Annotated in this window: 17 protein-coding genes and 3 pseudogenes; 6 read left to right on the top strand and 14 right to left on the bottom strand. The window is 74.7% G+C overall.

All coding sequences use genetic code 11. The features are described 5' to 3' along the window. Nucleotides 1-199: 199 nt before the first annotated feature. Nucleotides 200-316: pseudogene (locus KPL57_RS72055) on the bottom strand (alcohol dehydrogenase catalytic domain-containing protein); the annotation flags it as partial. 225 nt (nucleotides 317-541) lie between these two features. On the opposite strand from KPL57_RS72055, the gene KPL57_RS12465 reads away from it, so the two are divergent. Then, the gene (locus tag KPL57_RS12465; RefSeq protein ID WP_226351714.1) at nucleotides 542-2,992 is read left to right on the top strand and encodes an FUSC family protein; all 2,451 of its coding nucleotides are present in this window, start codon (nucleotides 542-544) and stop codon (nucleotides 2,990-2,992) included. Between the two features lie 10 nt (nucleotides 2,993-3,002). Here KPL57_RS12465 and KPL57_RS12460 read toward each other — a convergent pair whose 3' ends face one another. Then, on the bottom strand, nucleotides 3,003-3,752 hold the full coding sequence (locus KPL57_RS12460) for a MerR family transcriptional regulator (RefSeq protein ID WP_226351713.1): 750 nt from the start codon (nucleotides 3,750-3,752) through the stop codon (nucleotides 3,003-3,005). Between the two features lie 187 nt (nucleotides 3,753-3,939). On the opposite strand from KPL57_RS12460, the gene KPL57_RS12455 reads away from it, so the two are divergent. After that, nucleotides 3,940-5,208: an aspartate aminotransferase family protein gene (locus KPL57_RS12455; RefSeq protein ID WP_374111603.1), complete on the top strand. Its 1,269-nt coding sequence runs from the start codon at nucleotides 3,940-3,942 to the stop codon at nucleotides 5,206-5,208. Nucleotides 5,209-5,220: 12 nt separating this feature from the next. Here KPL57_RS12455 and KPL57_RS12450 read toward each other — a convergent pair whose 3' ends face one another. Both KPL57_RS12450 and KPL57_RS12445 read right to left on the bottom strand, forming a co-directional pair. Continuing rightward, nucleotides 5,221-6,756, bottom strand: a complete 1,536-nt coding sequence (locus KPL57_RS12450) for an acetyl-CoA acetyltransferase (RefSeq protein WP_226351712.1) — start codon at nucleotides 6,754-6,756, stop codon at nucleotides 5,221-5,223. Next, on the bottom strand, nucleotides 6,753-7,880 hold the full coding sequence (locus KPL57_RS12445; RefSeq protein WP_226351711.1) for a nitronate monooxygenase family protein: 1,128 nt from the start codon (nucleotides 7,878-7,880) through the stop codon (nucleotides 6,753-6,755). The genes KPL57_RS12450 and KPL57_RS12445 overlap by 4 nt, the downstream gene beginning before the upstream one ends. 77 nt (nucleotides 7,881-7,957) lie before the next feature. On the opposite strand from KPL57_RS12445, the gene KPL57_RS12440 reads away from it, so the two are divergent. After that, entirely contained in the window at nucleotides 7,958-8,572 is a 615-nt protein-coding gene (locus tag KPL57_RS12440) for a TetR/AcrR family transcriptional regulator (protein WP_020622439.1), read from the top strand. A gap of 19 nt (nucleotides 8,573-8,591) precedes the next feature. Here the strand turns inward: KPL57_RS12440 and KPL57_RS12435 are convergent, their stop codons facing one another. From KPL57_RS12435 to KPL57_RS12400, 8 genes and pseudogenes are all read right to left on the bottom strand, one after another. After that, the gene (locus KPL57_RS12435) at nucleotides 8,592-9,890 is read right to left on the bottom strand and encodes a DUF222 domain-containing protein (protein ID WP_226351710.1); all 1,299 of its coding nucleotides are present in this window, start codon (nucleotides 9,888-9,890) and stop codon (nucleotides 8,592-8,594) included. Between the two features lie 72 nt (nucleotides 9,891-9,962). Continuing rightward, nucleotides 9,963-10,872 (bottom strand): annotated as a pseudogene (locus KPL57_RS12430) (IS5 family transposase); the annotation flags it as partial. 61 nt (nucleotides 10,873-10,933) lie between these two features. Continuing rightward, nucleotides 10,934-11,383 (bottom strand): VOC family protein, encoded by a 450-nt coding sequence (locus KPL57_RS12425; protein WP_226351709.1) that lies wholly within the window; start codon nucleotides 11,381-11,383, stop codon nucleotides 10,934-10,936. A 9-nt stretch (nucleotides 11,384-11,392) separates the two neighbouring features. After that, nucleotides 11,393-12,529 carry a CoA transferase gene (locus KPL57_RS12420; protein ID WP_264198019.1) on the bottom strand — a complete coding sequence of 379 codons (1,137 nt, stop codon included), beginning with the start codon at nucleotides 12,527-12,529 and terminating at the stop codon, nucleotides 11,393-11,395. 107 nt (nucleotides 12,530-12,636) lie between these two features. Next, nucleotides 12,637-12,846 carry a hypothetical protein gene (locus KPL57_RS12415; protein WP_020622443.1) on the bottom strand — a complete coding sequence of 70 codons (210 nt, stop codon included), beginning with the start codon at nucleotides 12,844-12,846 and terminating at the stop codon, nucleotides 12,637-12,639. 227 nt (nucleotides 12,847-13,073) lie between these two features. Then, nucleotides 13,074-13,304, bottom strand: coding sequence for a hypothetical protein (locus tag KPL57_RS12410; RefSeq protein ID WP_226351708.1), 231 nt, complete (start codon nucleotides 13,302-13,304; stop codon nucleotides 13,074-13,076). Then, entirely contained in the window at nucleotides 13,301-14,560 is a 1,260-nt protein-coding gene (locus KPL57_RS12405; protein ID WP_226351707.1) for a S8 family serine peptidase, read from the bottom strand. Before KPL57_RS12405 ends, KPL57_RS12410 begins: the two co-directional genes overlap by 4 nt. Before the next feature lie 88 nt (nucleotides 14,561-14,648). Next, nucleotides 14,649-15,332: an ANTAR domain-containing protein gene (locus KPL57_RS12400; RefSeq protein WP_226351706.1), complete on the bottom strand. Its 684-nt coding sequence runs from the start codon at nucleotides 15,330-15,332 to the stop codon at nucleotides 14,649-14,651. A 352-nt stretch (nucleotides 15,333-15,684) separates the two neighbouring features. Between KPL57_RS12400 and KPL57_RS12395 the strand changes: the two genes are divergently transcribed. After that, nucleotides 15,685-17,136, top strand: coding sequence for an AMP-binding protein (locus KPL57_RS12395; RefSeq protein ID WP_374203703.1), 1,452 nt, complete (start codon nucleotides 15,685-15,687; stop codon nucleotides 17,134-17,136). Then, nucleotides 17,049-17,309 carry a hypothetical protein gene (locus KPL57_RS72050; RefSeq protein ID WP_374203702.1) on the top strand — a complete coding sequence of 87 codons (261 nt, stop codon included), beginning with the start codon at nucleotides 17,049-17,051 and terminating at the stop codon, nucleotides 17,307-17,309. Before KPL57_RS12395 ends, KPL57_RS72050 begins: the two co-directional genes overlap by 88 nt. On the opposite strand, the gene KPL57_RS12385 is transcribed toward KPL57_RS72050, so the two are convergent. Beyond that, entirely contained in the window at nucleotides 17,294-19,225 is a 1,932-nt protein-coding gene (locus KPL57_RS12385; protein ID WP_226351705.1) for a WD40 repeat domain-containing protein, read from the bottom strand. The two genes, KPL57_RS72050 and KPL57_RS12385, sit on opposite strands and share 16 nt — an antisense overlap. Here KPL57_RS12385 and KPL57_RS12380 point away from each other — a divergent pair. Further along, nucleotides 19,170-20,079: pseudogene (locus KPL57_RS12380) on the top strand (IS5 family transposase); the annotation flags it as partial. The gene KPL57_RS12385 and the pseudogene KPL57_RS12380 sit on opposite strands and share 56 nt — an antisense overlap. On the opposite strand, the gene KPL57_RS12375 reads toward KPL57_RS12380, so the two are convergent. Next, a complete protein-coding gene (locus tag KPL57_RS12375; RefSeq protein ID WP_226351704.1) occupies nucleotides 20,052-20,384 on the bottom strand; it encodes a hypothetical protein in 333 nt (110 codons plus the stop codon). The pseudogene KPL57_RS12380 and the gene KPL57_RS12375 sit on opposite strands and share 28 nt — an antisense overlap. Between the last annotated feature and the right edge of the window lie 126 nt (nucleotides 20,385-20,510).

Raw genomic sequence — 20,510 nt, 5'->3', positions numbered from 1 at the left:
CCCCGCCGCCCGCCCCGTTGACCAGCAGCGTCGCCCCGGCGGGGAGGTCGAGGTTGGTGAGGGTGTCCCAGGCGGTGCCCGCGGCGACCGGCAGCACCGCCGCCTGTTCGGGGGTGACCCCGGGTGGGCGGTGCGCGGCGAAGCCGGCGATGACCCGCGCCCGCGGCGCCCACCCGCCCTGCATGTCCGGGCAGCCGCCGAACACCTCGTCGCCGGGGGCGAACCCGGTGACGCCGTCGCCGACCTCCAGCACGGTCCCGGCGACCTCGCGGCCGAGCACGGCGGGCCCGGCGACGCCGTAGTCACCGTCGCGCATCCGCCAGTCGCCCGGGTTGACCCCGGCCGCCCGGACCCGCACGAGCAGCTCACCCGGCCCGGGTCGCGGCTCCTCGACCTCGACGAACGCCTGCTGCTCCGGGCCACCCGCCGCCACGAACCCGTACCCGCGCACCCGCCACCTCCGTGATCGTTCCTAGGGTCCCACGCTACGTCCGGCGGGCCCGGGCTGTGCGAAGATCACGATCCGGTATATCGTTAGCATATGCAACGGACTGTGCCGACCGCGTCCGAACGCCTCCTCCGGATCCGTGACCGGTTCGTCGCCTCCGACCCCGGCCTCGTCCGCCTCGTCTCGGCGGTCCGGGCCGTGCTGGCCATCGCCACCGCGCTGGGCGTGGAGTACCTCGTCGCGACGGCGACGGGCACCCCGCCGCTGGTGCCGATGATGCTCGGGGCGGTGGTGGCGATGCTGTCCTCGTTCGGGGTCGTCGACGCCACCCGCGCCGGGCAGGCGGTGACGCTGTGCTTCCTGGGACTGTCGATGCTCGCCGGGATGGGCGTGGCGCTGCTCGTCGACCGGAACCGGCTCGCGTCGCTGACCGCGTTCGTCGTGGTCGTGTTCGTCGCGGTCTGGGTGCGGCGCTTCGGGCTGCGGTTCTTCGTCTGCGGCATGGGCGGGTTCATGGGCTACTTCTTCGCCCTGTTCCTGAGCCTGCGCCCGGAGATGCTGCCCGGGGTGGCGTTCGTCGTCGCGGTCGCGATCGCCTGGGTGATGCTGCTGACGCTGGTGCTGCTCCCGGTCCGCAACGACCGTGTGCTCCGCCGGATGCTGCGCTCGTTCGAGGCGCGGCTCGCCGGTCTCGCCGGGACCGTGCTGGCCCTCGCCGAGCACGCCCCGGGTACCGCCGGGCGGGCCCGCGTCGAGGCCCGGCTGGCGAGTCTGCTGGTCCGCGTGAACGAGGCCGCGCTGGTCATCGACGGGCAGCTGGGGACCCCGGCCGCCGTCGCCGACGACGACGCCGCCCGGATCGTCCGCCGGGCGGTGTTCGACGCCGAGCTGGCCGTGACCGCACTGACCCGGGTCGGGCCCGACGCCCTCGACTGCGACGACGCCCGTGCGGTCCTCACCGCCCTGCACGGCGGCCGCTGGGACGCGGTGCGCGAACGGGCCGGACGGGTCGCCGACCGGGTGGCGGCCCCGGCGCCGCGCCGGCTCGCCGTCGACGCGACGGTGCTCGCCGACGCCCGCGCCGAGTGGACCGCCGCCCTCGACGCGGTGCGGGAGGAGGGCGCCCGCGACACCGCGTTCGCCCCCGCCGTTCAGCTGTTCGGGGGCAACCTGCCCGGCTCGGCGGGCACGGTGACCCGGTTGCACCGCCCGCCGGACCCCGGCCGCCCCGCCTCACGGCTGTCGCTGACCACCCGCCAGGCGGTGCAGGTCGCGGTCGCCACCGCCCTCGCGATCGCGGTGGGCGACGCGCTGTCCGAGCAGCGCTACTACTGGGCGGTGCTGGCGGCGTTCATCGCGTTCACCGGCACCGCGACCGTCGCCGAGACGGTGCGCAAGGCGGCACACCGCATCGTCGGCACCATGATCGGCCTGGTCGGCGCGATCGCGCTCGTGCCGGTGCTGGGACCCGACGTCGCCGTGGTGCTTCCGGTGATCCTGCTCAGCATGTTCGGCGCGCTCTACCTGTTCCGGCTCTCCTACGCGCTGATGATCTTCTTCATCACGCTGATGCTCGGCGAGCTCTACGCGCTGCTCGGGACCTTCACGGTGGACCTGATGGTGCTGCGGCTGGAGGAGACCGTGGCCGGCGGCCTCGTCGGCTGCGCGGTGTCGGTGCTCGTGCTGCCCACCCGGACCCGGTCCGCCGCGGAGGAGGCCCGGCGCGGACTGCTCGACGCGCTGGCCGAGCTGCTGGGCACGGTCGACCGTGCGCTGCGCCGACCCGGCCCGTGCGAGGACCTACGCGCCGTGGCGCGCACACTCGACGCCGCGCTGCACCAGACGCTGCTGCTGGGGCGCCCGCTGGCCCGGACCTGGCTGGGCTCCACCCACCGCGACGTCGTGCACGAGCTGACCGCCTGCACCGCCGTCGCCGAGCACGCGCGGCGCCTGGCCCGCTCCGCCGAAGGGGTGTCCGGGACCCCGGCACTGACCGCGGCCTGCGCCCGGCTCGCGCAGCTCACCGCGGACGCCGTCGCCGGGCGACCGGTCCCCGCGGGCAGCTGCGCGGGCGTGCTCGACCTGCTGATCGGCCCGGCCGGCGGGACCGGGCGCGGTGCCGCGCTCGCCCGTGAGGCGGGGCTGCTGGCCGCCGAGCTCCCGGCGCTGCTGGAGACCGGCGACGACGGGTCCGTCCCGGCCACGGTCGGGCGGGTCCGCGGCCCCGACGGCGCCCCCGCCGCGGCGACGGTCACCGTCGTCGACGGGGCGGGCCGCCAGCTGGACCGTGTCACCACCGGCGACGACGGCGGGTTCGCCGTCCGCGTGCCGGCCGGGACGCACCTGCTCGTCGCGGCCCCGGCCGTCGCCGGGCCCGTGCCGCACGGTGAGCACGTGCACCTCGCGCCGGGGACGGTGCTGCCGGACGTGGTGCTGGCCGCGCCCCTCACCCGTCCGGCGCCGGCGCCCGTGCCCGCGGGGGGCAGGCTCCCGCTGCGCGGACCGGCACGGGCGGTCGGGCGGGCGTGCGTCGGTCACGCCTGAGGACGGGCGCTCAGGTCGGTGGGGCCGGCTCACCGTCGCGCTCCGCGGCGAGCGCCTTCCCTGCGCGGACGAGCACGTCGAGCTGGGCGGTGTTGTACAGCTCGCGCATCGCACGGCCGAGGGTCTGCTCGGCCCGCTGCTCGCCGATCGGCGCGTCGGTGTTCGGCGCGACCAGACCGGGATGGGTCTCGTAGAGCGCGCGCATGTACGGCACCATCCGGTCGGCGAGCTCCTGGCGGGTGGCCTCGTCGGCGTCGGCGGGGAGCGTGTCGAACCGCTCCTGCGCCGGGTCGGGTCGGGCCTCGGCCAGCATGTCCGCGACGGCCTGCAGCCGCTCCGAGCCCAGCACCCGCGGCAGGACGAGGGTGAGCGACCGGTCGGCGTCGGACATCGGCTGGTCCGCGGCCCCGGCGAACTCGGCGGGCAGGTCGGTCGGTGCGGCGCGGTCCAGGATCAGCGCGAGCTCGGCGCGGGCCTGCTGCAGCCGCTCGATGGTGGCGGCCAGCTCGGCGTCCAGCGCGCGGGCGGCCTCCTCCGGATGCGTCCCGACATCGTTCATCTCCGAGATCTGGGCCAGCGAGAACCCGAGGTCGACGAGCCGCTTGATCCGCAGCAGCCGCACCAGGTGCGCCACCCCGTACTGCTTGTAGCCGTTCGCGCGCCGATCGGGCTCGGCCAGCAGGCCGATCTCGTGGCAGTGCCGCACCGCCCGCAGGCTGGTCCCCGCCAGCTCGGCGACCTCACGGGTGCTCCAGGTCACGACGTCCCCCTCGTCCGGTTCCTGCTCCGCCCTCCACCTTGCCGCATCCGTCGTCCCGTCGGCGGGCAGACCCGGGTCCGGCCGGGATGCCAGACTGCGCCGGGGGAGGTCGGCGTGCCGGGCCCGCTCCGACCCCGGTCGACGACACCGTCGCCCGGACCGTCCGTACCCGCGAGAGGACCTGGCTGTGACCGAGCACCTCATCCGCTACTCCGGCCGCGGCGGGTTCACCCCCGGCGTCGTCGCCCGGGCCCACGGCAGCACCGTCACCTTCGAGGACGGCCGCGAGCTGCTCGACTTCACCTCCGGTCAGATGAGCGCGATCCTCGGGCACGCGCACCCGGAGATCGTCGCGACCGTCCGCGAGCAGGTCGGCCGGCTCGACCACCTCTACAGCGGCATGCTGTCGCGGCCGGTGATCGAGCTGTGCGAACGGCTGTGCGCCTCGGTCGGCGGCGGCCTGGACCGGGCGATGCTGCTCACGACCGGCGCGGAGTCCAACGAGGCCGCGATCCGGATGGCCAAGCTCGTCACCGGCCGCCACGAGATCGTGTCCTTCGCCCGGTCCTGGCACGGGATGACCCAGGCCGCGGCGAACGCGACCTACGTCGCCGGCCGCGCCGGCTACGGGCCCGCCGCTCCCGGCAACTTCGCGCTGCCGGTACCCGACCGCTACCGCCCCGACCTCGTCGACGACGCCGGGGAGCTCGACTGGCGCCGCCAGCTCGACCTCGGGTTCGCCCTGATCGACGCCCAGTCCGTCGGCAGCCTCGCGGCCTGCATCGTCGAGCCGGTGCTGTCCTCGGGCGGGGTCGTCGACCTGCCGCCGGGCTACCTGGCGGCGCTGCGCGACAAGTGCCACGAGCGCGGGATGCTGCTGATCCTCGACGAGGCCCAGACCGGTCTGTGCCGCACCGGCGACTGGTACGCCCACCAGCGCGACGGCGTGGTCCCCGACATCCTCACCCTGTCCAAGACGCTCGGGGCGGGCCTGCCGCTGGCCGCCGTCCTCACCACGGCCGCGATCGAACAGGTCGCGCACGAGCGCGGCTTCCTGTTCTTCACCACCCACGTCAACGACCCGCTCCCGGCCGCGGTCGGGCTCACCGTGCTCGACGTGCTCACCCGCGACCGGCTCGACCTGCGCGCCCACGAGCTGGGCTCGCTGCTCCAGGACGGTCTGCGGGACCTGGCCCGCACGTCCGGGACGATCGGCGACGTCCGCGGCCGCGGCCTGCTGGTCGGGCTGGAGCTGGCGGGCTCCGACACCGATGCGCTCGGTGCGGCCGTCACCATGCGGTGCGCCGAGCTGGGGCTGCACATGAACATCGTGCAGCTGCCCGGCATGGGCGGGACGTTCCGGATCGCGCCGCCGCTGACCGCGACCGAGGACGAGATCCGCCGCGGTGTGGAGATCCTGGGCACGGCCCTGGGCGAGGCGGGTCGACGCGGGTGACCCGGGGGCCCGTCAGCCGGCCGTGACGAGCGTGCGGTCACCGTCGGGCCGGGCCCGGACCGCCGCCCCGGCCGGGTCGCCGTCGAGCAGCTCCAGCAGCTCGTCGTCGTCGCCGCGCCCGACGAACCGCGCGCCACCATCGTCGAGCCGGCCGACGACGACCGCGTCCCGGCTGCCGTCGCGGCGGTGGCGCACCGTCCAGGTCTCGACGGTCGCCGCCCCGTCGGCCGCGGTCGTCGTCGGGACGGTGGCGACGGCGTCGAGCCGGGCCTGGATCGCGGCGCTGTCGTCGTCGCGCCAGGGGGTGGGGCGCGTGGAGTAGACCCCGGCGGAGTACTTCGACAGGAACCCGCCGTTCGCCCCGACCAGGCCGTAGGTGCCCGGGTCGGCCCGCAGGCGTCGCACGACCTCGGCGATCGCGTGCATCGCGTAGTCGTTCCCCGGCCCGCCGAAGAACGGCAGCCCACCGGTGACGGTGAGCCCGCGCGGGTCGTCGGCGGCCAGACCGAGCGGGTCGGCGACGCTGGACACCGCGATCGGGAAGCAGGAGTACAGGTCGATCGCGGACAGGTCGTCCACACCGGTCCCGGCCAGCTCCAGGGCGTGCCGTACGGCGGCCTCGGCTGCCGGGTAGGCGCCCAGGTCGGGGCGGTCGAGCACGGCCTTCTCGGTGAGGTCGGCGTGGCCGTGCAGGAACACCCACCGTTCCGGGGCGATTCCCAGGTCCTGGGCGGTGCCGACCGAGGTGAGGACGACCGCGGCACCCTGGTTGACCTGGTCGCGCGAGACCAGGAACCGCGGATACGGGTCGGTGATCATCCGGTTCCGGTCGTCGACGGTGACGAGTTCCTCGGCGGTGCGGACGCGCGGTGCGGCGGCGTGCGGGTGCCCGGCGGCGACCCGGGTGAACGGCGCGAACAGCGCGCCCATCCCGCGGGCGTAGGCGTCCCGGTCGAGCCCGAGCCGGGCCCGGCGGGCGTTCTCGCACAGCGCGTAGTAGCCGGCCGGGGTGCGCACGCTGTGCTCCCCGGCGACCGGGCTGCGCAGCTCGGAGCCGTACCCGCGGTCCTCCAGCGTGCCGCCGACGTGCTCGCCGTGGTCGGGCCGCTCGTCGGTGGGGCGCGACATCATGTGCCGCACCGTCGACATCGCCTCGGCCCCGACCAGAAGCACCGCGCCGGCCTCGCCGCGGGCGATCGCGCCGGCGAACTCGGTGACCAGCCGTTGCGGGGACTGCCCGCCGACGACGTCGAGCACCGCCCGCTCCGGGTCGGCGCCGACCCGGCGGGCGACCGCGCGCGGGTAGTTGTCCGCCCGGCCCAGCGGCGCGACGGCGCCCGGGAGCGACATCTCGAACTGCCGCACCCCGGCGACGACAGTCAGCGCCGCCGCGACCGCCGACGGGTCCGCGCCGGTGTCGGCGAGCGCCGCGGCGGCCGCGGCGGCCCCGAGCCCGACCGGCGACAGGGCGGCGTAGCCGGGCTCGCCGATCCGCTCGGAGGCCTCCCCGACCCCGACGACGACGGGTGTGCGCGGGTCGAGGCTCATCGGACCAGTCCCGCGAGCGCGGCGATGCGCTGCTCGCACCCGCGCGCCATCTCCCGGGTGATCTCGCCCGCGCCGCGCAGCTCGGTGAACGCGCCGACGACCTGCCCGACGAAGAACGACTGCAGCTCCTGCGCGCCCGCGTTCCCGGCGTCGGCGGCGGCGTCGATGCTCGACCAGGCCTGCAGGGTCAGCAGCGGCTGCAGCGGCATCGGCAGCGGCGCCGGCGCGCCGGGTGCCTCCCAGGCGTCGTGGTAGGCGCTGCGCAGCTGCCGGGCGGGCTTGCCGGTACGGGCGGGGGAGCGGACGGTGTCGCCGCTGCCCGCGGCGAGGAACTTGCGCTTCACCGACTCCGGCGCCACGTCCTCCACACTGGACAGCCACACCGAGCCGCACCACACCCCGGCCGCGCCGAGCGCGAGCGCGGCGGCCATCTGGTCACCCGAGGCGATGCCGCCGGCGGCCAGCACCGGACGGTCCCCGGCGATGCCGACGATCTCCGGGGTGAGCACGGTCGTCGCGATCGTGCCGGTGTGCCCACCGGCCTCGGTGCCCTGCGCGACGAGCACGTCGACCCCGGCCGCCAGCTGCCGTTCGGCGTGCCGCCGGGTCCCGACCAGGGCGGCGACGGCCATCCCGGCGTCGTGCGCGCGCTCCACGAGGTGCGGTGGCGCGGTGCCGAGCGCGTTCGCGACGAGCGCGGGCCGGTGCGCGAACACGGCGTCGAGCTGGGCCTCGGCGCCGCGCCGGCTCATCCCTGCCGCGATCGCGTCCCGCCCGGGGTCGGCCGGCAGCCGTGGGATGCCGTAGCGGTCCAGCAGGTCGTCGACGAACGCGAGGTGTTCGGCCGGGAGCTGTGCGCGCAGTGCGGCGACCAGGTCCTCCCGGTCGGCGCCGGGGTCGGCGGTCTTCTCCGGGACGAGCAGGTCGACGCCGTAGGGCCGCCCGTCGAGCTGCTCCTCGATCCAGTGCAGCTGCGCGTCGAGCTCGTCGGCGGTGTACGACACGGCCGCGAGCACCCCGAACCCACCGGCCCGGCTCACCTCGGTCACCACCGCGGGGGACCGGTTGAACCCGACGATCGGGTGCTCGACGCCCAGCAGATCGGTCAGCGCTGTCCTGATCACACCGCCGAGCCTATTACGGACGGCCAGCGTCCAGAAGTGGGTCGGTGGTCACAACGACGTCTGGCAGGATCGCCGCCGTGCCCCCGTCGCCGCGCCGCAGCGGACGTCCGCGCGACCCGGACGTCGACCGTCGCGCGCTCGCCGCCGCCCGCGAGGTCTACGGCGAACGCGGCTGGTCAGGGCTGTCGCTGGAGGAGGTGGCCCGCCGGTCGTCGATCGGGAAGGGGTCGCTGTACCTGCGCTGGCCGACCCGGGCCGCGCTGCTGGTGGCCGCGGTGCGCGACCGGGCCCGGTTCGTCGCCGACATCGACACCGGCTCCCTGCGCGAGGACCTGGTGACCTTCGCCGAGCAGTGGACGGCGTTCGCCACCAGCGACGACGGTCGCCTGGTCGAGCGGCTGCTCGTCGACTCCCACCGGGTCCCGGAGATCGCGGCCGCGCTCGCCGACGACGCCTACCCCGAGCACGTCCGCGGCGCCCGGACGATGGTGCGCCGCGGCATCGACCGCGGCGAGCTCCCGGCCGGGACCTCGGTGGCGCTGGTGGCGGACCTGGTTGCGGGGGCGGTGCGCAACCACGTCGCGACCACCCCCGCGCACCTCGCCGCCCGCGACGGCGGCCGCGGCTACGCGGCTGCCGTCGTCGACACCGTCCTGGCCGGGGTACGGGCGCGGGCTCAGCCCTCGCCGTAGGCGGCGTCGGTCGGCTCGGTCAGGCCGGTGCCGGCGGGCCCGGTCCGTAGTAGGTGTGCCCGGTGGGTGTCGTGGTGGCCACGGTCCCGTCCGGGGCGCGGGCGACGTGCCAGCCGGGTTGTTCGCGTACGTGGTTGTGGAACTCGCACACCCCGCGCCCGTTCTCCAACGTGGTGGGCCCACCGTCGGCGGCGCGTTCGATGTGGTCGAGGTGGCGGACGGGGGCGTCGCAGTACGGTTCGGTGCAGCGGTGGCCGGCCCGGGCCCTGACCAGGGTGGCGAGCAGCCCGGTGAAGGTGCGCTTGCGGGAGTCGCCGCCGATCACGATGCCCTGGTCGGTGAGCAACCGGCGAACCGACGTGGCACCGTCGGAGGTGGCGAGCAGCTCGACCGGGACGGGCCCCAGCCCGGGGATCTCCGCCGGGAGCGGCGACCCGGGATCGAGGAGCGCCTGCACCGGCACGGTCACCTGGACCTCCAGGTCGACCGCAGTCGCGGACCTCTGCCCGGTGACGCGTTCGACGAGTGTGTCGGCGGCGACCTGTCCGCGGGTGCGGGTCAGCGGCTCGGGGCTCACCGAGAGTTCGGTGAAGGCCCTCTGCAGGGCGGCGAGGCAGGCCGCGCCCTGCTCGACGGGGACGTAGGCGGTCAGGTAGCTCATGGCGTCCGGCGCCGGCCGGAGGGTGACCCGTCGTTCGGCTCTGGCGGCGTGGACGCGGGCGCGGAACCGGTCGGGGACGAGCTCGGCGACCAGCCGCCGGGTCATCGCGCGCAGCCGGCCGATCCCGAGCCGTGCGAGGTCCCGGTGCGCGGCGAGTCGGGCGTCCACCGCGGCCCGCTGGGCACCGGTCAGGCCGCGGCACTCGACGGCGACCGCGGCCACCTTCGCGGCGCTGAGCTCGCCGACCACGTGCAGCTCCCGGACGTGGTCCAGCCCGTCGTGCAGGTCACGGGCGTTCGCGACCCGGGCCCGTGCCTCGCCGGTCGGGATCCGGCAGGCCAGCTGGACCTGGGCGACCACACTGCGGTGGAGCTTCCCGGGGTCGGCCCCGTGCCCGGCGGTACCGGCGTCGGCGAGGCGGTTCTCGACGTGGGCGCGGGCGAAGGCCCGGACCCGGGTGGCCTGCAGCGCGGCGAGCGAGGCCTGGAGGGACTCGATCTGGCGGACCTGGTCGACCAGCTGGGTCTCGGTGCACCCGGACAGGTCCTCGTGCGCGGCGTCCTCGACGGCGATCTGGGCCAGCAGCAGGTCGACCCGCAGGAACCCGCCCGCGCCCGTACCGGGGCAGTGGGTGGGTGGTTCCTGGACGGCGGTCACGACGTCGACGATACTCGAACATGCGTTCGATCCGCTAGTCCGTGGTCGCGAGCCGCGACTGTGCTGTCTCAGAGCGTGTTTGGAAATTCTAGTGGGTTGAGGGTGTCGTGTGTTTCTGCTGGCGGGTGGCGGGGTATCCACGGGCGATGCGGCGGGTGATGGTGTTGATCGCGGCCCAGCGGATCATGGCTTCGGATGTGGTGGGGTGGCGTTCGTAGTCTCGGGCCAGGCGTCGGTGTGCGGTGAGCCAGGCCAGGGTCCGTTCGACCACCCACCTTCGTGGGAGGACGGTGAATCCGCGCTGCTCGGGTGGCTTGCGGATGATCTCGATCGTTGTCTGCAGGATCGTGGCGGCCCAGTCGAGCAGTCGCCCGGCGAAGCCGGCGTCGGCGTAGACGAACCGCACCCTGGTGCGCAGGTAGAGGTTGAGCAGGATCGGCTTGGCGCCGTCGCGGTCCTGTACCGAGGCCGAGCACACCATCGTGGTCAGCAGCAGACCGAGGGTGTCGGTCACGATGAACCGTTTCCGTCCGCCTGTCTTCTTCCCGGCGTCGTAGCCGCGGGAGTCCTGGCCGACGGTGTCGGCGCCCTTGACCGACTGGGAATCGATGATCCCCGCACTCGGCTCCGGATCACGGCCCTCGGCGATACGTAACTGCCCCCGCACGACCGGGAGGATCTTCTCGGTGACCTTCTGCTGTTCCCACTGGTTGAAGTACCAGTAGACGGTCTGCCAGGGCGGGAAGTCCACCGGCAACGCCCGCCAGGCACACCCGGTCCGCACGACATACAAGATCGCGTCCAGCACGTCCCGACGAGCATGAGCAACAGGCCGCCCCCGCCGCGCGAGCGGCGGTAACAACGGCTCGATCACCACCCACTGGGCATCACTGGTGTCCGAGGGGTACCGGCGCGGTCGTTCCTGCATGCCGACCACGATGGAGCACCCCAGCCGTGTCGACCATCCCGACACACCCACCATTTCCAAACACGCTCTCAGGACAGTCGCGAGCCGCGACCGGGGCGGGCACGGGGGAGCGGCCTCAGCCCCACTTCTCCCGCACCGAGGTGAACACCTTCTGCCCGTGGGAGAACTCCACGACGTTCCCGTCCGGATCGGTCAGCGCGCAGATGTACCCCACGGGCCCCGGCATCTGCCGGGGTTCCCAGTGCAGGCACCCCGCGTCCCGGGCGCGGTCGGCGGCGGCGTCGACGTCGGCGCGGGTCGGCACCTCGATCCCCAGGTGGGCGAAGGGACGCAGCAGGCCCAGCTCGCCGCCCTTGTCGGCGTCGAACGACACCAGGACCAGCACCATCGGCGTCTCGACCTGACCGGCGTTGGACAGCCAGGCGCTCCGCCCGGCGTCGTCGGAGAAGCGCTCGACGACCGTGAGGGGTGTCATCGTCGTGTAGAAGTCGATGGCGGCGTCGAGGTCGCCGGTCGGCAGCGCGACGTGGGTCCACCGCGCCTCGGTCAGCTGTGCGTCGGTCACGGGGATTCTCTACCCGACGACGCCGCGGTCGTGCAGCCCGCCGATGGTGCGCTCGTCGAGGCCGAGGACGTCGGCGAGCACCTCGTCGGTCTCCCGGCCCAGCTCGGGGGCGGCGCCGGCGTCGCCGTGGTCGGCGTCCCACCGGATCGGCGAGCGTGCGGTGATCCCGGTGGCGCCGCCGGGCAGCGCCAGGTCCGCGAGCAGCGGGTGCCCACCTGCGCGGTGCTCGGCGACCACGTGCGTCATGCCCTGGTAGCGGCCCCACAGCACCCGCGCGGTGTTGAGCTCGGACTCGACGGTCGCCGAGTCGCGCGCGGCGAACCACGGCCGCAGCACCGCCGCGATCGTCTCGCGCAGCCGGTAGCGCTCGGTCTCCGAGGACAGGTCGGCGTCGAGCGCGGGCTCCAGGGCGGCGAACACGTCGCCGGTCCCGGTGACCGACACCAGCGCGTTCCACTGCGCCGGGGTCAGCGCGACGACCATCACCCGGTTCCCGTCGGAACAGGCGAAGTCGACGCCGAAGCTGCCGTAGACGTGGTTGCCGTGCCGCGGCCGCTCGTGCCCGCGCTCGGCGGCCTCGGAGAGCCAGCCCAGGTTCGCGACCCCGGCCAGCGCCACGTCGGACAGCGCGATCTCGGAGTACACCCCGGCGCCGGTGCGGGAACGCTGGTACACCCCGGCGAGCACGGCCGTCGCGACCGACATGCCGGTGACCAGGTCCCACGCCGGCAGCACGTGGTTGACCGGGGCCGCGCCCTCCTCGCTGCCGGTGATCTGCGGGATCCCGGCCTCGGCGTTGACGGTGTAGTCGACGGCGGGACGGCCGTCGGGGTAGCCCTGCACGCGCACGTGCACCAGGTCCGGGCGACGTGCGACGAGCGCGTCGTTGGCCATCCAGCGGCGGCCCACGACGTTGTCGACGAGGACGCCGCGGTCCGGGCCCGGCGCCGTCGCCAGAGCCAGGACGAGCTCGCGGCCCTCGTCGGAGCGCATGTCGATGCTGATCGAGCGCTTGCCCTTGTTCAGCGAGGCCCAGTAGTAGGAGTCGCCGGTGCCGTTCCCGGCGGCGGGCCAGCGACCGTGGTCGGGGCCGCCGCCGAGCGGGTCGACGCGGACGACCGAGGCACCGAGCTGCGCGAGCGTCATGCCACCGGTGGGACCGGCGACGAAAACTCGCGCACTCGACGACGTGCAGACCGGAGAGCGGGCGCGACATGTCGACCATCCTGCCCGGGCGTGCGCGGCCGGACGGCTCAGAGGTGGTCGATCAGCCGCTGACGGGCCAGGCGCTCGACCATCTCGGGGAGCGCGGCGGCGGAGACGACGTCGAGGTCGCGGTGCGAGCCGCGTACGACGTGGTCGACGAGGTCCTGGGGGAATCGGCCGGCGAACTCGGCGGTGAGCCGGTCGACGGCGCCCCGGACGGTGGGGTCGGTGACGGGTGGGTGGACGGAGGCCTGCACAGGAATGGTCGATTCGGTTGAGGTGGTGTCCGGTACGCGGCGGAGTGCCGCGCCGCGCGGGATCGCGCGGTGCCGGTACGGGGTCGTGGCACCGGCCGTGGCCGGGGCGCCGGGTCGGCGCCTCCCGGGGACGGTCCGGGCGGTTCGTCGGCCGCCGCGGCCGGAGTGTTACCGGGCGCGGTCGACGTGCACCACCATATCGGACATCCTCCTCGCGCGTCGACCGATTACGCCGGCCCCTGCTGATCGCGGTCCAGGTGGACCTCGCGGTCCGGCTCCACCGCGGCGACCCCGGTGACCGCGCGCAGGGCGTCCGGGTCGGCGGAGGTGCCGACGACCACGCCGACCCCCGAGAGCACCTTCTCCACCTGCAATCCGACGGCCGCACAGGCCCGCGCGACGTCGTCGGCGACGTGCCCGTCGGCCACCGACACCAGCAGCCTCCCGGTCGTGGTCATCGGCCCGGGGCCCGGACGAGGCCCGCGCCGACGTCGCCCGAGGGCAGCGGCAGCCGCTGGGCGGCCTGGGTGAGCTGGGTCCACAGGTCCCGCCCGCGGGCGCCGGTGCGCTGCGACCACAGCGCCGCGATCCCGGAGACGTGCGGGGTGGCCATCGAGGTGCCCGAGATCGTGTTGGTGCGCTGGGGCATCGGCCACGACGAGTAGACGTCCACGCCGGGCCCGGCGATGTCGACCTGCCCGCCCTCGATCGCGGAGCTGGCCGCGGAGAAGTCGGCGATGGCCAGCGCGGCGTCCACCGCGCCGACCGCCATGATCGACGGGCTGTTCGCCGGGACGCCGACGAAACCGACGTTGCCGGTCGAGCGCTCGGCGTTGTTGCCGGCCGCGGCGACGATCAGGGTGCCCGCGTCGAGGGCGCGACGTCCGGCGTTCTCGTAGGCGGGGGAGACCTCGTTCAGGTCCGCGCCCAGCGACATCGACACGATGTGCGCGCCGGAGGAGATCGCCCACTCGATGCCCTCGAGGATGCCGTCGTCGGTGCCGGAGCCGTCGTCGCCGAGCACCTTCCCGACCAGGATCCTCGCCTCGTGGGCGATGCCGTAGCGGCGTCCCGAGCCCGGCGCGAGCGGCCCGCAGGAGGTGCCGGTGCAGTGCGTGCCGTGTCCCTGTACGTCGGCGACCTCCTGGCCGTCGACGAACGAGCGCGACTCGATCTGCCGGCCGGCGAAGTCGGGGTGGCCGAGGTCGAGGCCGGTGTCGAGGACGGCGACGGTGATCCCGGCGCCGGTCTCGACGGCGACGTCCGCGCCGGTGGCCTGCAGACCCCACGTGACCTGGTCGTTGTCGGCGAACCGGGTCGCGCCGGGCGCGTCGGCGGCCTCCGTCGCGGCGGCGCGCTCGGCCAGGAAGCCCGCCGCGTCGGCGAACCCGCGCAGGTAGTCGGCGCTGGGCCCGGACAGGGCGCGCAGCACGCGTTCGGGCTCCACGGACAGCACCCGGCTGTCGGCCCGCACCGTGCGCAGCCGCGCCGGGTCCAGCTCGGCGACGGCGACGCCGAGCCGGGCGAACAGGGTCGGGTGGGCCACCGGGGTGTCGTCGCGGCTGCTGGTCACCTCGGACAGCCCGGTCAGCTCCGCCACCGCCGAGCGGGTGGTGTCGTGGTCGGTCAGCAGGTCGTCGCTGAGCACCAGCAGGTACCGGCCGGTCAGCGTGCCTGCGGCCCGGCCCGGAACGGCCGCGTGCGGATCCACCATGTCGCCTCCGTCGATCGACGTCTCGGTCACCCATCGTGCCGCAGCGACCGCGCTCCGGCACGGTCTGCGGCCGCCCCGGCGCGTCCGGTCAGGATCTCGGCTCGACGGTGTCCGCCAGCAGCGCCTCGGCGACCACGTGCAGCTTCCGGTTCGTCTCGTGCGAGAGCCGGCGCAGCAGCGTGAACGCCTCGTCGGCGGAGCAGCCGCGCCGGGCCATGAGTGCCCCCTTGGCCTGCTCGATGCTGACGTGCCGGGCGAAACGGGCCCGCAGATGCGTGTTCTCGGTGTCCAGCGCGCGGGCCAGCGCCGCAGCGGCGAGGTCGCGGCCGTCGGGGCCGGGGCCGAGCAGGCCGGTCACGTCCTCGACGTGGTGCAGCACCCCGACCACTCGTCCGTCCGGGGCCGCCAGCGGGGAGTTCACCGTGACCCACAGCCGTTCGACGAAACCGGGCGTGCCGGTCGCCGCGGGCACGTCGTGGCGCCGGACCGGCAGGTGGTCGCGCTGCCCGAGGCGCAGCACCCGCGACAACGACGCCGTCAGCATCGCGACGCCGTCGGCGCCGGGCCGTCGCGGGTCGTCCGGCAGCGCCTCCGCGAGCGGCCGGCTGGCCAGCTCGTCGGGCGCGCGCAGGGTCGCGGCGCAGAAGGCGCCGTTCGCCCCCACGATCGTGAGCTCGCGGTCGAGGATCGCGTAGGGGGAGCGCGTGGCACGGAACGCGGGATCGTCGCAGCAGGCGCGCAGGATCAGCGCGTCCGAGGACCCGGAAAACATCTCGACCTCCGCCGCGCCGGAACGCGACGGTTCGGCGGATGCCGCAGCGAGCGGCACCGGAGGCCAGGCCCGGCGCGACCGGCAGATGGTGTCTGCGCGGGAACGGTTCCCGGGGGAGACCCGGGATGCCGGGCCGGTTGCTTGACCCTGCGTGCGTGCGCCCGGAACCTGACGGTTCGCGGACGTCGGCGAGAACGTTAAGACAGTGCGTCACGTGTGCTGACAGCGGGTGTCCGATTACGCCGGACGCCGCGTTCACTGCGTCCGGATGCCGTGACCGGATAGTCCATTCCATATACGAGATTACGGTAGGCTCGCGCCGACCCCACCCGACCGCTTTCCAGGAGCAACGATGCTCGGTCTGATGCAGGACCGTCCGCTGACGCTGCCGCACGTGTTCCACCGTGCCGAGCAGTACTTCGGGCACAAGGAGATCGTCACCGCCACCCCGGCGGGGACGGTCCGCACCACCACGGTCGCCGAGTGGGCCGTACGGACCCGGCGGCTGGCCACCGTGCTCGACACCCTCGGCGTCTCCGCCGACGGCCGGGTCGGGACGTTCTGCTGGAACACCGACCGGCACCTGGAGCTGTACCTGGCGGTGCCGTGCACCGGCCGGGTCCTGCACACGCTCAACCTGCGGTTGTTCCCCGACCAGCTCGTCTACGTGGCCGACCACGCCGAGGACGAGGTCGTGTTCGTCGAGCGCTCCCTGCTCGGCCTGTTCTGGCCGCACGTGGACCGGATGACCACGGTGCGCCACGTCGTCGTCATCGACGACGGCGCGCCGACCGAGATCCCCGACGACCCGCGGATCCGGCTCTACGAGGAGCTCCTGGCCGCGGCCGAGCCCTTCGCGGGCCGGTTCGTCGTCGACGACGAGAACACCGCCGCCGCGATGTGCTACACCTCGGGCACCACCGGCAACCCCAAGGGCGTCGTCTACTCGCACCGCTCGACGCTGCTGCACTCGCTCGCGACGTTGTTCGCCGACGGTGTCGGGCTCCGCGAGCGCGACGTGGTCCTGCCGGTCGTCCCGATGTTCCACGCCAACGCCTGGGGCCTGCCCTACGGCTGCCTGCTGGCCGGTACCTCGCTCGTGCTGCCCGGCCCCGGGATGACCCCGGACGCGCTGCTGTCACTGATCCAGGACCACCGGGTCACCGTCGCGGCGGGCGTCCCGACGATCTGGATGGGCCTGCTGCCCAAGCTCGGCGACTACGACTGCTCGTCGCTGCGGGTCCTGCTCTGCGGCGGCTCGGCGGTGCCGAAGTCCCTGTCCGAGGGCTTCCGTGCCGCAATCGGATTGCCGGTCCTGCAGGGCTGGGGGATGACCGAGACCTCGCCGGTGGCGACCCTGGGTGTGCTGCGCTCCCAGCACGACGACCTCTCCGACGACGAGAAGGCCACCGTGCGCGCCCTGCAGGGGCCCCGGTCCCGCTCGTCGACCTGCGGATCGCCGACCCCGAGACCGGCGCCGAGCAGCCCTGGGACGGCACCAGCACCGGTGAGGTGCAGGTGGCGGGCCCGTGGATCGCCTCGGAGTACTACCGCGGCGAGGGTGGCGGCACTCAGTTCACCGCCGACGGCTGGCTGCGCACCGGTGACGTCGCCGTCGTCGACGGCCTGGGCTACGTCAAGCTCGTCGACCGCACCAAGGACCTGGTCAAGTCCGGTGGCGAGTGGATCAGCTCGGTGGAGCTGGAGAACGAGATCATGGCGCACCCGAAGGTCGCCGAGGCCGCGGTCATCGCGATCCCGCACGAGCGCTGGGTGGAGCGCCCGATGGCGTGCGTCGTGGTGAAGGCCGGCGAGACCCTCACCGCCGACGAGCTCATCGCGTTCCTCACCGACCGGGTGGCCAAGTGGTGGCTCCCCGACGCCGTCGAGTTCATCGACGAGGTGCCCAAGACGAGCGTCGGGAAGTTCTCGAAGAAGACACTGCGCGAGAAGTTCGAGGGCTACTCGCTGACCTGACCGGCCGTCTCGCGGTCCGTGGTCCCGGTGCGCGGCGCCGGGACCACGGCCGAGCCGCCCTGCTCGGGGATGACTCCGTCCGGGACGGCCGCGGTGGCCCCGGCGAGCAGGTCGAGGCAGTGCACCTCGCCGCACCCGTCGCCGACGACCACCGTCCCGCCCCCGACCGCGACCGCGGTCAGCGGCGCGTCGAGCGGAACCCGGCCGAGCGCGGTCGCCGAGGTCAGGTCCCACAGCACCGCGGAGCCGTCCGAGCCTGCGGTCACCGCGCGGCACCGGCCCGCACCGGCGGCCGCGGTCAGGTGCGCCGCGTCGGCACGCACCGTGGTCACCGTGGCCGACCCGGCCCGCCAGACGTGCACCCGGCCGTCGGCGTCGCAGACGACGCCGTGGCAGCCGTCGTCGTCGACGGCCACGGCCGTGACCAGCCCGGCCGGCAGCGCCACGATGGACACCTTCGCGGAGGCGGGCCGCCAGCAGACCAGCAGACCGTCCGCGGCGAGCAGCACGGTCGCCCCGCCGGGGGTCGGCGCGGCCACCCGCGGTGCCGACGGCAGTTGGGTGGTGCGGAAGGCACGCCCGGTGCGCGCGTCGCGCACGGCGACCGTGCCGTCCGGCTCACCGGTCACCACCAGCGCGCCCCGCCCGGCCAGCACACGGCCGGGCAGCGACACCGCCCCGGCCCGCACCCCGGTCGTCGCGTAGCGCTCCTCGACGGTCGAGGCCCCGGTGACGGCGAACAGCCGGGTGCCGGAGGGGTCGAACCACAGCGGGCCCGCGCCGGCCGGGACGCTCCAGCGGCGCGTGCCGGTGGCCGGGTCGTGGGCGAGCACCCCGTCGGAGCGGCGGCCGGCCGAGACGACCAGGCTCCCGGTCGCGGCGACCGCGCCGACCGCGGGGGAGACCCCGGCGGGCCCGCCGGTGCCCGGCCGGGCCCGTGCGGGGTCCCAGATCAGGACGCGGCCGTGGTCGTCCCCGGACGCGACGACGGTGCCCGCCGGGTCGGCGACGACCGCGCGGACCGCGGCACCGTGCCCGGCGAGCTCGGTGACCGGGCCGGAGCCGGTGGTCGGGACGAGCTGCACGGTCCCGTCCACCCGTCCGACGACGACCCGGCCCTCGCCGGCGCGCGCGGCCGCGGTGACCGCGACCTCGTCGCCGGGGACGTCGAGCCGCACCGCGTCCCGCGGCACCCCGTCGACCAGCGCGAACACGTGCAGGGCGCCGTCGGCGGTGGCCGCGAGCAGCTGTCCCGCCGTCGGCACGACCACGGCGACCACGGCGGGCCCGCCCTCCAGCAGCCCCAGCGGGGCCCCGCTGGCCGGGTCCCAGGACCGGAGCGTGCCGTCCACCCCGCCGGACACGACGGTGCCCTGGCCGGTCGCGGTCAGCGCGGTGACCGGGCCGACGTGGCCGTGGGCGACCGAGACGGCCGCGCCGCTGGTCACGTCCCACACCCGCACCGCGCCGTCGGCGCCGCCCGCGAGCACCCGGGTCGGGGAGGCCCCGGTCACCGCGAGCGCGGTCACCGGGCCGGACGGCCCGGCCAGGGCCGTGACCTCGGCGCCGCGGGCCGGGCCGTCGGTGGCCAGCACCCGCACGCCGGGGGTGTCCCCGGCGAGGGCGAGCAGACCGCCGTCGGGGGACAGGGCGACCGTCCGGGCGCGGGCCGCGGAGGTCGGCGGCCGCGGACCGTCGGGCCCGGCGAGCGGGTCCGGGGCCGCGTGTCCGGTCGCGGTGTCCCAGGCGCCGCTCTCGCCGGAGGCGTCGAGCGACAGCAGCAGGCCGTCCGGCCCGGCGAGCAGCGCGACGACCGCGTCGCCGTGGCCCTCCAGGACCCGGCTCAGAGCGTGTTTGGAAATGGTGGGTGTGTCGGGATGGTCGACACGGCTGGGGTGCTCCATCGTGGTCGGCATGCAGGAACGACCGCGCCGGTACCCCTCGGACACCAGTGATGCCCAGTGGGTGGTGATCGAGCCGTTGTTACCGCCGCTCGCGCGGCGGGGGCGGCCTGTTGCTCATGCTCGTCGGGACGTGCTGGACGCGATCTTGTATGTCGTGCGGACCGGGTGTGCCTGGCGGGCGTTGCCGGTGGACTTCCCGCCCTGGCAGACCGTCTACTGGTACTTCAACCAGTGGGAACAGCAGAAGGTCACCGAGAAGATCCTCCCGGTCGTGCGGGGGCAGTTACGTATCGCCGAGGGCCGTGATCCGGAGCCGAGTGCGGGGATCATCGATTCCCAGTCGGTCAAGGGCGCCGACACCGTCGGCCAGGACTCCCGCGGCTACGACGCCGGGAAGAAGACAGGCGGACGGAAACGGTTCATCGTGACCGACACCCTCGGTCTGCTGCTGACCACGATGGTGTGCTCGGCCTCGGTACAGGACCGCGACGGCGCCAAGCCGATCCTGCTCAACCTCTACCTGCGCACCAGGGTGCGGTTCGTCTACGCCGACGCCGGCTTCGCCGGGCGACTGCTCGACTGGGCCGCCACGATCCTGCAGACAACGATCGAGATCATCCGCAAGCCACCCGAGCAGCGCGGATTCACCGTCCTCCCACGAAGGTGGGTGGTCGAACGGACCCTGGCCTGGCTCACCGCACACCGACGCCTGGCCCGAGACTACGAACGCCACCCCACCACATCCGAAGCCATGATCCGCTGGGCCGCGATCAACACCATCACCCGCCGCATCGCCCGTGGATACCCCGCCACCCGCCAGCAGAAACACACGACACCCTCAACCCACTAGAATTTCCAAACACGCTCTCAGTGCCGCCGACGGCGGCCGGGTGCGCCAGCGGGTGGTCAGCGCGGGGACACCCTGGGCGGCGAGCCGGGCCCGGGCCGCCCCGGCCAGTGCGGCCTCCCCGGCCAGGACGGCCCCGGCGAGCAGGTGTTGGGCGACCGGTGCGGTGCCGGAGCGGCGCAGGTGGTGCGCCTCGAGGTCCAGGACGCGGCGCCGCGCCTCGGGTGTCACCCCGTCCGGCGCGACGCCCGGGTGCTCCCCGTACGGCGGTTCGCCGGCGGCGATGCGCCGTTCCAGCCCGTCCCAGAACGTCTCGACGGCCATGCGTGTGAGCCCTCCCCGGGGTCGCGTTCGGTTACCTGTCGTGGCCCCGTACTCCATCGTTAACGCGGGAGGGGGTGTCGCCACCGAACCGGCGGTGACCGGCGGCGAGCCCTCGGTGACCGGCGC

It is taken from the genome of Pseudonocardia sp. ICBG601, from assembly GCF_020496245.1.
This window is presented reverse-complemented; position numbering and strand designations above follow the sequence as displayed.